The organism is Erythrobacter sp. HI0063 (genome assembly GCF_001635685.1).
Classification (GTDB): Bacteria; Pseudomonadota; Alphaproteobacteria; order Sphingomonadales; family Sphingomonadaceae; genus Qipengyuania.
In genome coordinates this window covers 49,171-63,637 of the sequence record NZ_LWFF01000306.1, presented here as the reverse complement: position 1 = coordinate 63,637, position 14,467 = coordinate 49,171, and the positions used below count along the sequence as shown (strand labels likewise).

The window sequence follows — 14,467 nt, the reverse complement described above, 5'->3', positions numbered from 1 at the left end:
GGGTGAGGGGCGGAAAGGGGGCTGATCGAAGCGCGCCCTGTCGCACCTCGCACCTTGCGGGGCAAGCGCGCGGCGGGCATGCGGCGGGGCGATGGCCGCCGTATCCTCATCGTCCCCCGACTGGCCCGGAGCGCTCGCACGGGCGCATGCGCATTCGCCCTTCCTGTCGCGCGCGCTGGAGCGCCTGCCGGATCTGGAATCGCTGCTGGAGGCGGGCGATATCGAGGCGGCGTTGCTCAAGGCAAAGGCGGCGGGCGAGGCGCTCGAGGATACCGGCGTCTCCCTCAGGCGCGAGCGGCTGGCGCTGGCGACGGCGCTGGCGATCGGAGACCTGGCGGGCGGGCTCGATCTCGACCGCGTGATGCGCGAGCTTTCGACCTTTGCCGACCGTGCGCTCCACGCCGCGATCGCCGCCTCCATCGCGCGCCGCGTGCCGGGGGCGGAGCCTGACGGGATGATCGGTCTGGCGCTTGGCAAACATGGCGCGGGCGAGCTCAATTACAGCTCCGACATCGATCCGATCCTGATCTACGATCCCGAAACGCTGCCCCGCCGGGAGCGCGACGAGCCGGGCGAAGCGGCGCAACGCTATGCCCGCGAGACGGTGCGGATCCTGTCCGAGACCACGCCCGAAGGTTATGTCTTCCGTGTCGATCTGCGCCTGCGCCCGGCTTCCGAAGTCAGCCCGCTGGCGATCCCGATCGGCGCGGCGACGACGCATTACGAAAGCTCGGCCCTCGCCTGGGAGCGCGCCGCTTTCATCCGTGCGCGCGCGGCGGCAGGGGACATTGCGGCGGGGGAAGTGTTCCTCGATACGATCCGACCCTTCGTATGGCGTCGGAGCCTAGATTTCGGCGCCATCGACGAAATCCGGCGGCTGACGGCGCGCATCCGCGACAGCCATGCGGGGCCGAAGCAGGTTGGGCCGGGCTTCAATCTGAAGCTGGGGCGCGGCGGCATTCGCGAGATCGAATTCTTCGCCCAGACGCATCAGTTGATCCATGGCGGGCGCGATGCTTCGCTTCGCTCGCGCGGCACGCGCGCGGCGCTCGATGCGCTGGCGGCGACCGCGCATATCGCACCCGACACCGCGCGTATCATGGGCGAGGCCTATGACATGCTGCGCACGATCGAGCACCGGCTGCAGATGGTCGCGGATCGCCAGACGCACAGCCTTCCCGAAGGCGAGGCATTGGACAATGTCGCGCGGCTGCACGGACTGGAGGATGGTGCGGCGCTGGTCGATCTGGTGGCGCAGACATCGGTGCCGGTCGCCGAATTGTTCGGCGATCTGATCGCGGAGGATGGCAGCACGCCTGCGTCCCCCGCCGCGCCGGGTCGGCTGGAAAAGCTCGGTTTTGCGGATGCGGACGCCATCTCGCAGCGGATCGAGCGGTGGAGCGACGGACGCTATCGCGCGCTGCGCAGCACGGCGGCGATCGGGGCCTTCGAGGCGATCCTGCCCGATCTGATCGAAGCCGTTGCCGCGAGCGAGGCGCCCGAGCATGCGCTGGTCCGCTTCGAATCGCTGCTGGAGCGGCTGCCGAGCGCGATCAATCTGTTCCGCCTGCTGGAGGCGCGCCCAGGTCTTTTCCAGCTGCTCGTCTCCTGCCTCACGCTCGCCCCGCCGCTCGCCGACGAACTGGCGCGGCGGCCCGAACTGCTCGATGCGCTGATCGACCGATCCGCCTTCGATCTTCCCGGCGATGTCGCGGCTCTCGCCACAAGAATGGCGCGGGGCGAGCGGGGCGACGATTACGAACGCAAGCTCGATCGCATCCGGGTCGTAACGGGCGAGCAACGGTTTGCGCTGGGCATGCAATTGATCGAAGCGCGGCAGGACCCGCTCGATGTGGCCGGCGCCCTGTCGCGGGTGGCGGAGGCTGCGCTGAATGTCGCGCTGGAGGCGGCGGAGGAAGAATTCGCGGCCAAGCATGGGCGCTTTGCCGATGGCGGGCTGGCCGTGCTGGGATTGGGCCGGTTGGGCGGGGGCGCGCTGACTCACGCCTCCGATCTCGACATCGTCTATCTCTTCACCGGCGATAGCGCTTCGGGCGAGGAATCGGATGGGGGCAGGCCACTCGGCCGAACGCTGTATTTCAACCGGCTCGCGCAACGCGTCAGCGCCGCGCTCAGCGTGCCGACCGCCGAGGGCGCGCTCTACGAGGTCGATACGAGGCTCCGGCCGCAGGGCGCGCAGGGGCCGCTGGCGGTGGGAATCGATGCCTTCGCCCGGTATCAGCGCGAAGATGCCTGGACCTGGGAGCACATGGCGCTGATGCGCAGCCGCGTGGTCGCCGGATCGGACGCGGCGCGTGAGCGGATCGAGGGGATCGTGCGCGAGATCGCCATGGTGGAACGCGATCCCGTCCAATTACGCGAGGATGTTCTCGGCATGCGCAGCGAGATGGCGGCGCATAAGCATGCCAAGGGCCCGCTCGATGCCAAGCTGCTGCGCGGCGGGCTGGTCGATCTCGAATTCCTCGTCCATTTCCTGCAATTGCGCGACCGGATCGCGCTGACCCCCGACCTCACTGCGGCCATCGCCGAACTGGCGCGTGCGGGTCGGGTGGAAGAGGATCTGCGCGAGGCGCATCTGTTCCTCACCCGCCTGCTCGTGGGTGCGCGCCTGCTCGCGCCCGACCAGCAGCCGCCGGGTGAAGAGGCGCGGAACGTCCTGGCGCGGCTGGTGAGAACCGATGATTTTCCCGCTCTGCTCGACGCGCTCGATCGGGCGCGGCGCTGCGTCGCGCGCAATTGGGCGCGAACCTTCGAAACTGAACTGGAGATAGCATGACCGACACGATTTACGGACCGGGCGACACTCTGCCCGACATCGCGCTCGAAACGATCGACGGCAGCGAGGTCAGGCCGTCCGACTTCAAGGGCCGCAAACTCGTGCTGTTCTTCTATCCCAAGGACAACACGCCCGGCTGCACCACCGAAGCGAAGGATTTCTCCGCGCTGCGGCCCGATTTCGACGCGGCGGGCGTCGCTCTGCTGGGCGTGAGCAAGGATTCCGCGCAGAAGCATCGCAATTTCATCGCCAAGCACGATCTCACCGTCGATCTCGCCACCGATGCGCAGGACGGCGGCCTGTCCGACGCGCTCGGCGTCTGGACCGAGAAACAGATGTACGGAAAGACCTTCATGGGCATGGTCCGCACCACCTATCTGCTGGACGAGGACGGCCGCATCCTCCGCGTCTGGCCGAAAGTGAAGGTGAAGGGCCACGCCGAAGAGGTGCTGGCCGCGGCTCGCGAAGCGTGAGCGAGAAACCTGGCCTCTCGCACGCGATCCGCAAGGCGCTGCTGACCGGAGAGGCGAGCGGGAAAGTCTTCGCCGCGCGGCAGGTGGCACGCGACTGGCGGCTGGGGCGATTGCGCTTCGATCTGGGGGACGGTGATGCGGCGGCCATGCCCGATCGTCCCGCCTGGCCCTACGATCTCCATCTTTTGCCGCCGTCGCAAATGCCGAAACGCGGCAAGGGCGGGTCGGAGCGTGGCCGGATCGCGCTGTGGCATGCGCTCGCCCATATCGAATTCGTCGCCATCGATCTGGCGCTCGACATCGTCGGGCGTTTCGGCGGCACGATGGGGGAGGAATTCGCATCCGACTTTCTCGGCGTCGCGGCGGACGAGGCGATGCATTTCGCTCTGCTCGACCGCAAGCTCGGCACGCATGGCTCGCGATACGGCGCGCTGCCCGCCCATGACGGGCTGTGGCAGGCGGCGCAGGATACGGCGGGCGATGTCGGCGCGCGGTTGGCCGTCGTGCCGATGGTGCTGGAGGCGCGAGGCCTCGACGTCACGCCTGCGACTCGTGACCGCGTGGCGTCATCGGGTGATTCGCGCGGCGCGGCGATCCTGCAACGCATCCTTGACGACGAAATTCGGCACGTCGCCTTCGGCACCAAGCACTTTTCGCGGGTGGCGGCGGCGCGCGGCGAAAACCCGCCGGAATTGTGGCGAAAATTGGTCGAAAGCCATTTTTCAGGGGCAATCAAACCGCCATTCAACGACTCAGCGCGTCGATCAGCCGGTTTGTCGCGAGAGTTCTACGGTCTACTTGCTTCGTAAACTTCTCTCCGCCACCCCATAATGCACAAGACGTCGGGGGGTTCCGGCGGTGATGAAAATAGATCGATAACCTGAGGGATTTGGGGGTCGGTCGGGTCCGGGGGATCGGACCTTCGCAATATGGACGGGTCACATATGACGAAGCTTTTCAACAACGCTCTGCGCACGCTCGCTCTTGGGCTGGGTGCCGTCACCATGATGGCCGCCGCACCCGCCGCCGCCGAAAGCGCCGCTTCCGCCGCGATGGTTCCCGCAGTCGACATGCCCGCCGGCAATTCGGCAGGCGCCCCGGTCACGAACTCGGACGGCGATCGCCAGTTCGAACAGCTCTTCGCCAGCTGGGAACGGATGGACAAGGTTTCGGCCGGTGTCGCCACCACCTCCGTTTCAGTTCCTTCCGCCATGCCGCTGACCGATGCGCGCCTTTCCAGCGGATACGGCATGCGCAACCACCCGGTGCTCGGCGGTCGTCGCGGTCACAAGGGTGTCGACCTGGCCGCGCCCACCGGCACGCCGGTCTATGCCACTGCCGATGGCTTCGTGAGCAAGGCTGACTGGTTCTCGAGCTATGGCAAGTACATCTCGATCGAACACGGCGCTTCGCTGCAGACCCGTTTCGCCCACCTGTCGGACATGGTCGTTTCGGCTGGCGACAAGGTGAAGAAGGGCGATTTGATCGGCTATGTCGGTTCGACCGGCCGTTCCACCGGCCCGCACCTCCACTACGAAGTCCGCGTCGATGGCGTCGCGGTCGATCCGTCGCCCTACATGGTCCCGTCGGACGATCACCGCGACCATGCGCTGGCCCTGCTTTCGGCAGACTAAGCTTCGATAGCGAACGGTGCTCTTCGGATCGGAGAGTGGCCGCAGCAAAAGGCGGCTCCGGAATTGTCCGGGGCCGCCTTTTGCTTGTGCGGGTCCGTAAGCGCCTCCGCGGACGGCATTTGCCCTTGCCCGCGCAGGTCCATGCTATAGGTTTCGTCCTGCAACCAGATCGGACATCTCGGTAAACGAGGGGCGATCCTGCGGGAGAGAGACATGCACCCCATCGCGCACGCGCAGGCGCGCCCGGACCATCCGGCCATCATCATGGCGGCCAGCGGCGAGACAGTGAGCTATCGCCAGCTGGACGAAACCGCCAATCGCTTCGCCCATCTGCTGCGATCGCGCGGCATCGGGGCTGGCGGGCATTTCGGCCTGCTGATGGAAAACAATGCGCTCTATCTCCAACTGGTTTGGGGATCGCAGCGTTCGGGGGCCATGATGGTGCCGATCTCCACCCGGCTGACCGCGCCCGAAATCGCCTATATCCTGCGCGATTGCGATGCGAAGCTGCTGGTCACCTCGACATATTTCGCGGATCGTATCGAGGCCTTGCGCGCGCTATGCCCCGAATGCGAATTCCTGGTGCTGGACGGCGAAGGAGAGGAAGACCTCGCAAAGGCGCTGGCCGATCAGCCCGACGCGCCGCTCTCCGATCCCGTGCCCGGCCAGTACATGCTTTATTCCAGCGGCACGACGGGACGGCCCAAGGGGGTTCGCCCGCGTGCGCCCGATAGCGACGACATACAGGCGGCAGTCCCCCTCGTCGGCCTTGCCGTGATGGGCGCGGGGATGCCGGCGGACGGATCGATGGTCTATCTCTCGCCCGCCCCGCTCTATCACGCCGCGCCGCTCGGCTGGTGCACCACTGCGCACAGGCTGGGCGGCACGGTGGTGGTGATGGAGAAATTCGATCCCGAAACCGCGCTTCAGGCGATCGAACGCTATGGCGTGACCGACAGCCAATGGGTGCCGACGCATTTCGTCCGCATGCTGAAGCTCGATCCCTCGCAGCGCGAAGGATACGACCTGTCGAGCCATCAACGCGCGCTCCACGCCGCTGCGCCCTGTCCGGTCCCGGTCAAGCAGGCGATGATCGAATGGTGGGGCCCGGTCGTGAACGAATATTACGCCGGGTCCGAAGGGATCGGGATGACGCTGGTGAAGGCGCAGGAATGGCTGGAGCGGCCCGGCACGGTCGGCAAGGCGATCTTTGGCACGCTCCATATCTGCGGACCCGATGGCGCGGAATTGCCGCCGGGAGAGGACGGTCTGATCTATTTCGAGAACGCAGTTCTGCCCACCTATCACAACGATCCCGCCAAGACGGCGGAGGCCATGCATCCGAAGGGCTGGATGACGCTGGGCGATATCGGCCATGTCGATGCGGAGGGCTATCTCTACCTGACCGATCGCAAGAGCCACATGATCATTACCGGCGGGGTGAATGTCTATCCGCAGGAGGTCGAGAACCTGCTCGTCAGCCATCCCAAGGTGATGGACGCCGCCGTGATCGGCGCGCCCGATCCGGATCTGGGCGAAAAGGTCGTCGCCGTGGTGCAGCCGCTCGATATGGGGCAAGCGGGCGAGGCGCTGGAAGCGGAATTGCGCGCTTATCTCGAACCGGAATTGAGCCGCATCAAAATGCCGCGCCTGTTCGAATTCCGCAGCGAACTGCCGCGCGAAGCCAATGGCAAGCTCTACAAGCGCGAGCTGCGCGACGAATTCGCAGCCCGGATTGAGGCCGACGGCTGAACGCCTGAAATAGCGCCGTTCTGGCTCTAAAAATCGGACTCCATTCGTCGCATAATCCTACGGATTGCGGGGGTTTTCTGCTAGGTGATCCACATGCGTAACACAGCAGGCCGCCGCGCTTTCCCATCTGGTGGAAGCGGGCGTTCCTGCGCATAAGCGAGAGGGGGGAATCATGACTTTGCTCGAACCGCACAACCTGCCTTTCGCCATTGCGATGGGCCTGATGGTGCTGCTGGCGCTCGTCCAAGTGCTGGGTCTCGGCGATTGGGGCGTGGACGCCGATCTGGATGTCGATCCCGATATCGGGGCGGATGCCGATGCTTCGCTCCAGCCGGGAATGGTGGAAGGGCTGCTCACTCTGCTCGGAATGGGGCGCGTGCCGTTGACGATCTGGCTCGCGCTGTTCCTGCTGATGTTCGCAGGCATCGGTCTCAGCGTGCAGGAATTGGCGACAAGCCTGACCGGCGCGCCGCTGTATTCCTGGCTCGCGGCGCTGATCGCGGGGGCTGCGGCGGTGCCGGTAACGGGCGTGCTCGCCCGCCCGCTGGGCGCGATCCTGCCCAAGGACCACACCACCGTCGTGAGCACGCAAAGCCTGATCGGCCGCCGCGCGACGATCACCGATGGCGTCGCGCGCACCGGTTCGCCCGCGCGGGCCCGCGTGCGCGATGTTCACGGCCAGGCCCATTACGTGATGGTGGAGCCGCACGAGCAATCGAGCGAACTGCATTCGGGGGACGAAGTCCTGCTGGTGCGCCGCGAGAAGGACCAATTCTACGCGACCGCGCTGGCCGAGCGGCGCCTGTCGCCAAACTGATTATGATTAGGGGGTATTGATGGAAGACCTGTTCGGAACGTCCTTGGTAATGCTGGTCGGAGGCGTGATCTTCGCGCTGATCGTGATCACGTTCCTGCTCAAAATGTATCGCCGCGCCTCGAAGGAAATCGCCTTCGTGCGCACCGGCGTGGGCGGCGAGAAAGTGGTGATGAACGGCGGCGCGCTGGTCCTGCCGGTGTTCCACGAAACCATGCCGGTCAACATGAACACGCTGGTCCTCAGCGTGGTGCGCCGCGATGGCGAGGCATTGATCACGCTCGATCGCCTCAGGATCGACGTGAAGGCGGAATTCTACGTTCGCGTGAAGCCCGATAGCGAAGCGATCGCCATGGCCGCGCAGACGCTCGGCCAGCGCACCATGCAGCCGGAAATGCTCAAGGATCTGGTCGAGGGCAAATTCGTCGACGCGCTGCGTTCGGTCGCGGCGGGCATGACGATGAACGAGCTGCACGAACAGCGCGCCGATTTCGTCCAGAAGGTGCAGCAGGTCAGCTCCAACGATCTCGCCATGAACGGGCTGGAACTGGAATCGGTCTCGCTGACCGGGCTCGACCAGACCTCGATCGAACACTTCAACGCCAACAACGCCTTCGACGCCGAAGGTCTCACTAAGCTGACCGAGCAGATCGAGGCGCGCAAGAAGCTGCGCAACGACATCGAGCAGGACACGCGCGTCCAGATGGAGACCAAGAACCTGGAGGCCGCGCAGAAGAGCTTCGAGATCAGCCGCGATACCGAATACGCCCGGCTGGAGCAGGAGCGCGAGGTTGAAGTGCGCCGCGCCGCCCAGTCCTCCGAAATCGCCCGCACCCAGGCCGAGCGCACCCGCGAAGCCGATGCGGCACGGATCGAGGCCAAGAAGCAGGTCGACGCGCAGCAGATCGAGGCCGACCGCCTGGTCGAGGAAGCCCGCATCGACCAGCAGCGCGCGCTAGAAATCGCGCGGCAGGAACAGCAGATCGCGGTCCAGAACAAGAGCCGCGAGGAAAGCCAGGCCAAGGCCGATGCGGACGAGGCGCGCGCCAAGGCCGTCGCTGCTGAAGAGCAGGTCGCCACCAGCCGCGAGACCGAAATCGCCGAGCGTCAGAAGCGCATCGAGCTGATCGAAGCCTCGAAGCAGGCCGAACGCGATGCGATCAAGATCCGCGTCGATGCCGAGGCGGAAAAGGATGCGGCCCAGAACCGCGCCGAGGCCGCGCGCCGCGAAGCCGAGGGCGAGGCCGAGGCCGAAAAGCTGCGCGCGGAAGCCGCGCGTGTGCGCTTCGAAGTCGAAGCTGCGGGCCAGCGCGCCATCAACGAGGCGGCCAACATCCTCTCGATGGAGCAGATCAGCCTGCAGACCAAGCTGGCGCTGCTCAAAGTCCTGCCCGACGTCATCCGCGAAAGCGCCAAGCCGATGGAAGCGATCGATTCGATCAAGATCGTCCAGGTCGACGGGCTGACGAATGGCGGCGGAAAGGGCTCTGCGGGCGCGACCAATGGCGGTGGAAGCGGCAATCTTGCCACCGATGCGGTCAGCGCCGCACTGGCCTATCGGGCGCAGGCGCCGGTGCTCGACGGGCTGATGAAGGAACTGGGCCTAGACGGGTCGAACCTGTCCGGCCTCGTCAAGGGCGCGGCCTTCGACGAGGATGCCGAGCCGGACTCGGCCCCGCAGGCGAGCGGCCACGCCGCGCCAAAGGATGCGAAGGCTCTGGTCGCAAGCCAGCGCGCCAATGGCTCGGATGGGCAAGCCGACAAGGCCGGTAAGTCGGAAGGCGAGGATCGCGAGCCCGCCGACGCCTGACCTCGTCAACAAGGGCAGAGGGGAGCGCGATTTCGGTCGCGCTTCCCGGCCCTTGCTGCCCGCCCCTCTTATCGGCCGCGCCTTGCCTGCGCAGGCGAATGCGGTAAACGCTCCATCATGGACAAGCTCATTATTCGCGGCGGCAATCGCCTTGCCGGCACCATGCCGATTTCCGGCGCCAAGAATTCCGCCCTCACGCTGCTGCCCTGCGCGCTGCTGACCGAAGAGCCGGTGACGCTGCGCAATCTGCCGCGGCTCGCCGATATCGACGGGTTCCAGCATCTGATGACGCAATTCGGCGTCAGCCACACGATCCCCGGCAAACGCCCGGAAGAATTCGGGCGCGTGGTCACGCTGGAAGCCATGCGGATCACGTCGAACGTCGCGCCCTACGAACTGGTCAGGAAGATGCGCGCCTCGATCCTGGTGCTGGGTCCGCTGCTGGGCCGCACGGGCGAGGCGACCGTTTCGCTCCCCGGCGGCTGCGCCATCGGCAATCGCCCGATCGACCTGCATCTGAAGGCGCTGGAAGCGTTCGGCGCGCAGATCGAGCTGGCGGCAGGCTATGTGAAGGCGTCGGCGCCCGATGGGGGCCTGCCGGGCGGCGATTTCGATTTCCCGGTGGTTTCGGTCGGCGCGACGGAGAACGCGCTGATGGCGGCGGTGCTGGCGAACGGGACCAGCCGCCTGTTCAACGCCGCGCGCGAGCCGGAGATCGTGGACCTCTGCAATCTCTTGGTCGCGATGGGCGCGGAGATCGAAGGGATCGGCACGTCCGATCTGACGATCCACGGCGTCAAAAAGCTGAACGGCGCGACCTACAAGGTGATGGCCGACCGGATCGAGGCGGGCTCCTATGCCTGCGCCGCCGCTATCACCGGCGGCGACGTGACGCTGGACGGTGCCAATGCCAGCGAGATGCAGGCGACGCTCCATGCGCTGCGCAATATCGGTGTCGAGGTCGAAGAGGTGAAGGGCGGCATCCGCGTATCGGCGGACGGGCCATTGAAGGCCACGAACCTTTCCACCGCACCCTATCCGGGCCTTGCCACCGACATGCAGGCGCAGCTGATGAGCCTTCTGTGCAAGGCGGAAGGGACCAGCGTCCTCAAGGAAACGATCTTCGAGAACCGCTACATGCACGTTCCCGAACTGACGCGGATGGGCGCGGATATCGAGACCGAGGGCCGCACCGCGATCGTACGCGGCGTCGACCGGTTGACGGGGGCCGAAGTGATGGCGACCGATCTGCGCGCTTCGATGAGCCTGATCATCGCCGCTCTGGCTGCCGAGGGTGAGACGACGGTGCGCCGGATCTATCACCTCGACCGGGGATACGAGCGGCTGGAGGAGAAACTCTCGCTTGTCGGCGCGGATATCGAACGGGTCGGCGACGAATAGCGTTTAAGGTCAGGACCTTTTTGCTCGTTGGCCCGTTATTATGGCGACACGAAACGAAAGGGATTTCCCATGCTTCTCAAGCTCGCAGCACTCGGTGCCGCCGGATACGCCGGCTACAAATATTACGAAAAGAACCGTGCCGACAATAACGGCGTGGCCTTTGCCAGCGGCCAGCCCGACGGCGCATTCCGCGATGCCGGTTCCGCCGCGACCCGCACGCCCGGCGACGCGATGAGCCGGACCGACGAAGCGCTCGACGAAACCTATCCGGCGAGCGACGCGACCGCGAAATACTGACGGTTCGACGTCATTTCGACGAAATATCGGGCGGCGCTGCGGCGTCGCCCTTTTCGTATCAGCTTTCGGGAAGCCCGTTTTCCCATGCCTGCCAGATGCGATCCGCAATCTTCGCCAGATCGACCTGATGGCCTGCGCCGGTCAAGCGCACGAGAGTGGCGTAGGAAGCAGCCTCCGCCAGTTCCTCACCAGCGGCGAGCGCGACGACTCGGTCCTCGGTCCCGTGCAGGAGGAGGACCGGAACGCTGACGCGCCGGATCGCCGCGACATTGTCGTACCGGTCGGGCAGGATTCCGCGCGCGATGCTCGGCGCTTGATCCGCCAGCCGCGCGAACGTCCCGAGCGTCGCCACGCCCGCGACCTCGTGCCGCGCCGCCATTTCCAGCGCCACCGCCCCGCCGAGCGAATGGCCGAACAGATAGATATCGGCACCGGGAGCCAGTTCGCGCGCTTTCGCCATCCAGGCCTCCGCATCGGCGAACAGGCCGTCCTCGGACGGCGCGCCGGGATTGTCGCCATAGCCGCGATAGGAGGCGACGAGCACACCATGCCCGCCTTTCCTGAGCGGCTCTGCCCGCGCGGCGCCGACGAACTGATTGTAGCCGTTGCCGTGGAAGTAGACGACCAGCGTGTCGTTGCCTGCCTTGGCGGGCCAGTAATAGCCTGCGAGATCCAGCCCGTCGGCCGTGCGCGCGTTCACGTCCTGCGGTGCCTCGCCCGTGAATTGCACTGGCGTCTCGGCAAGAGCGGCGGGTTGATAGATGCGGTCGCGGATCGTCCCCGCGCATCCGGACAGTGCGAGCGCGGCACTCGCTAAGAAGACAGCAACCGGAATTCTCATCCTTCGATCTCCCCGATCGCACCGCTGAAATCCGCTTCGCTCGATGAACCGGCGATGATCCGCGCCACCAGCCAGACGCGCAGCGCGCCCGCGAGGCCCGGCGGGGTTTGGGCCTGGATCCGCTCGGCATCGATGCGCGCGACCAGAGCGGCGAGAGCCACGCCTTCATCCTTTGCCGCGCGCTTCAGCAGGTCCCAGAATATCGGCTCGAGGCTGATCGAGGTGCGGTGCCCGTGGATCGCCAACGAGCGTTTGACGGGCGGATGATAGGGAATGTCCATCGCCCCATCCTAACCGGCGGTGGCATGGCGCACATACCAATTTTTTGGGGTGGCGGCGCCTGCCCGCGCGGGCCTATCCCGAACCGATGAGCGAGGATGCGACCGATGCGCTGACGCCGAAGGAGAAGGAGACGCTGCGGCTTATCCTGCGCGGGCACGATGCGAAATCCTCGGCCCGCGCGCTCGACCTTTCGGTGCATACGGTGAACGGGCGGCTCCGCGATGCGCGGCGCAAGCTGGGCGTCACCAGCAGCAAGGAAGCCGCGCGGCTTCTGCTCGCCGACGAAGGCCCCGAATTTCTTGCAGGCGAGAGTTTGGGGGATGCTTCGGCAGGCGGGGCGGGAGCAGGAACCGATGCATCGAACGGCGCCCGCCCCGGACGCCGACGCATAATCGGAGGCCTAGTCGCCATGTCAGCTTTCATCGCTCTTGCCGCCCTTGCCCTCGCCGGGTCCGGGATCACCCATGACCCAACCCCTCCCGACAGCTCTGCTGAGAAGGTCGCCCTCGACCATGCGACCGAAGCCGCGGCGCGCGAATTTCTCGCCGATGTCGATGCCTATGACTGGGAGGCGAGCTACGCGGCGACCGGGTCGCAGTTCCGCAGCCGAAACACGCTCAAGATATGGAGCGATGCGTCCGATCAGGTCCGCGTCCCGCTCGGTGCTGTCTCCTCACGCGAAGCGACGGGCTATCAGGAGGTCTATGCGCCGCCGAACGGCTATCGCGTGGTCACATTCCGGACCGATTTCAGCGGCAAGCCCGACGCGGTCGAGACGGTCACGCTGGAGCACGAAGGCGGCGCGTGGCGTGTGGTCTCCTACATTATCGAGTGATCAGTCGCGATCCGGCCCGAGCATCGTTTTGGGCCGGACAATCCTGTCGTACTCGTCTTCGCTGACCTTGCCGCTGGCGATCGCCGCTTCGCGCAGGGTCTGATCGCTTTCGTGGGCGCTCTTGGCGATCTTGGCTGCCGCATCGTAGCCGATTTCGGGCGCCAGCGCCGTCACCAGCATCAGCGAATTTTCGACTCCGCGCGCGATGTTATCCTCGCGCGGTTCCAGCCCGGCGAGCAGATTGCGGGTGAAGCTGTCGCTCGCATCGGCGAGCAGGCGCACGCTCTGCAGGAACACATGGGCCATCAGCGGGCGATAGGTGTTGAGTTCGAACTGCCCCTGGCTCGCGGCGAAAGACAGCGTCGCCTGATTGCCGTGGACCTGCACGCAGACCTGCGTCAGCGCTTCGGCCTGGGTGGGATTGACCTTGCCCGGCATGATCGAACTGCCCGGCTCGTTGGCGGGCAGGGCCAGCTCGCCAAGACCCGAACGCGGGCCGGAGCCCAACAGGCGGATGTCGTTGGCGATCTTGTAGAGGCTCATCGCCACCGCCTCGATCGCGCCGTGCAGGAACAGCAGCGCGTCCTGCCCCGAAAGCGCGGCGAATTTGTTGGGCGCGGTTTCGAAAGGAAGCTCGGTCAGTTCCGCAATCTCCTGTGCGATCCCTTCCGCAAAGCCCTTCGTCGCGTTGAGGCCGGTGCCCACAGCCGTACCGCCCTGGGCGAGGCGATGGATGCCCGGCAGAGCCAGCTCGATCCGCGCGATTCCGTCTTCGACCAGCGCGGCATAGCCTGAAAATTCCTGGCCCAGAGTCAGAGGCGTCGCGTCCTGTGTGTGGGTGCGTCCGATCTTGACGATATCATCCCACTTGCTCGCCTTCCCGGCGAGGTCGGCATGGAGGGCGCGCAGTGCGGGCAGCAATTTTGCATCGACCATCCGTGCCGCCGCGATGTGGAGCGCGGTGGGGAAGGTGTCGTTGGAGGACTGGCCCATATTGACGTGGTCGTTGGGATGGACCGGCACCTTGTCACCGCGTGTGCCGTCCAGCGCCTCGCTGGCGACATTCGCGATCACCTCGTTGGCGTTCATGTTCGACTGCGTGCCCGATCCGGTCTGCCAGACGGAGAGCGGAAACTCCGCGTCCAGTTCGCCTGCCGCGACGGCCTCCGCCGCATCCTCGATAGCGTTGGCGAGCACGGCATCCAGCACGCCGAGCTTGCGATTGGTCCGCGCCGCCGCCTGTTTGACGATGCCGAGCGCGTGAACGATTTCGGCGGGCATCTTTTCTTCGCCGATCGCGAAGTTCTGAAGGCTGCGCTGCGTCTGCGCGCCCCACAGGCGCTCGGCAGGCACTTCGATTGCGCCCATGCTGTCGGTTTCGGTGCGGGTCTCGGTCATTCGGGCGATCCTTTTCGTCGTGATTCATGACACCAACGACGCGTGCGCCCGGACGGTCCTGAATTCACGGCGATGGACCGTTCGGGCGTGTCTCGTTAGGGAGCCCTAGTCATTAGGGGGACGCAGACATCCG

General features: G+C 65.9%; 13 protein-coding genes. 10 read left to right on the top strand and 3 right to left on the bottom strand.

All coding sequences use genetic code 11. The annotated features are described in order from the left end of the window. Nucleotides 1–37: 37 nt before the first annotated feature. The 9 genes from A3736_RS10730 (at nt 38) to A3736_RS10690 (ending at nt 10,978) form a co-directional block, all read left to right on the top strand. On the top strand, nt 38–2,797 hold the full coding sequence (locus A3736_RS10730) for a bifunctional [glutamine synthetase] adenylyltransferase/[glutamine synthetase]-adenylyl-L-tyrosine phosphorylase (protein WP_255362988.1): 2,760 nt from the start codon (nt 38–40) through the stop codon (nt 2,795–2,797). Next, nucleotides 2,794–3,270, top strand: coding sequence for a peroxiredoxin (locus tag A3736_RS10725; protein WP_067682804.1), 477 nt, complete (start codon nt 2,794–2,796; stop codon nt 3,268–3,270). The genes A3736_RS10730 and A3736_RS10725 overlap by 4 nt, the downstream gene beginning before the upstream one ends. Beyond that, nucleotides 3,267–4,079 carry a ferritin-like domain-containing protein gene (locus A3736_RS10720; RefSeq protein WP_067682802.1) on the top strand — a complete coding sequence of 271 codons (813 nt, stop codon included), beginning with the start codon at nt 3,267–3,269 and terminating at the stop codon, nt 4,077–4,079. The genes A3736_RS10725 and A3736_RS10720 overlap by 4 nt, the downstream gene beginning before the upstream one ends. Nucleotides 4,080–4,214: 135 nt before the next feature. Continuing rightward, nucleotides 4,215–4,904: a M23 family metallopeptidase gene (locus tag A3736_RS10715; protein ID WP_156502084.1), complete on the top strand. Its 690-nt coding sequence runs from the start codon at nt 4,215–4,217 to the stop codon at nt 4,902–4,904. 213 nt (nt 4,905–5,117) lie between these two features. Beyond that, complete coding sequence (locus A3736_RS10710) at nt 5,118–6,656, top strand: acyl-CoA synthetase (protein WP_067682798.1); 1,539 nt, start codon at nt 5,118–5,120, stop codon at nt 6,654–6,656. 172 nt (nt 6,657–6,828) lie between these two features. Continuing rightward, entirely contained in the window at nt 6,829–7,473 is a 645-nt protein-coding gene (locus A3736_RS10705; RefSeq protein ID WP_067682797.1) for a YqiJ family protein, read from the top strand. Between the two features lie 49 nt (nt 7,474–7,522). Then, on the top strand, nt 7,523–9,280 hold the full coding sequence (locus tag A3736_RS10700) for a flotillin family protein (protein ID WP_369815444.1): 1,758 nt from the start codon (nt 7,523–7,525) through the stop codon (nt 9,278–9,280). Nucleotides 9,281–9,397: 117 nt separating this feature from the next. After that, complete coding sequence (gene murA, locus A3736_RS10695; RefSeq protein ID WP_067682795.1) at nt 9,398–10,681, top strand: UDP-N-acetylglucosamine 1-carboxyvinyltransferase; 1,284 nt, start codon at nt 9,398–9,400, stop codon at nt 10,679–10,681. A gap of 69 nt (nt 10,682–10,750) precedes the next feature. After that, nucleotides 10,751–10,978, top strand: a complete 228-nt coding sequence (locus A3736_RS10690; RefSeq protein ID WP_067682793.1) for a hypothetical protein — start codon at nt 10,751–10,753, stop codon at nt 10,976–10,978. 58 nt (nt 10,979–11,036) lie between these two features. On the opposite strand, the gene A3736_RS10685 is transcribed toward A3736_RS10690, so the two are convergent. Both A3736_RS10685 and A3736_RS10680 read right to left on the bottom strand, forming a co-directional pair. Further along, on the bottom strand, nt 11,037–11,819 hold the full coding sequence (locus A3736_RS10685) for an alpha/beta hydrolase (RefSeq protein ID WP_067682791.1): 783 nt from the start codon (nt 11,817–11,819) through the stop codon (nt 11,037–11,039). After that, nucleotides 11,816–12,100, bottom strand: coding sequence for a ribbon-helix-helix domain-containing protein (locus tag A3736_RS10680; protein ID WP_067682789.1), 285 nt, complete (start codon nt 12,098–12,100; stop codon nt 11,816–11,818). Before A3736_RS10680 ends, A3736_RS10685 begins: the two co-directional genes overlap by 4 nt. Before the next feature lie 44 nt (nt 12,101–12,144). Here A3736_RS10680 and A3736_RS10675 point away from each other — a divergent pair, with 44 nt between their 5' ends. Next, entirely contained in the window at nt 12,145–12,936 is a 792-nt protein-coding gene (locus A3736_RS10675; RefSeq protein ID WP_233999353.1) for a DUF4019 domain-containing protein, read from the top strand. On the opposite strand, the gene fumC is transcribed toward A3736_RS10675, so the two are convergent. Then, nucleotides 12,937–14,334 (bottom strand): class II fumarate hydratase, encoded by a 1,398-nt coding sequence (fumC, locus tag A3736_RS10670; RefSeq protein ID WP_067682787.1) that lies wholly within the window; start codon nt 14,332–14,334, stop codon nt 12,937–12,939. It lies immediately after the preceding gene. Nucleotides 14,335–14,467 lie beyond the last annotated feature (133 nt).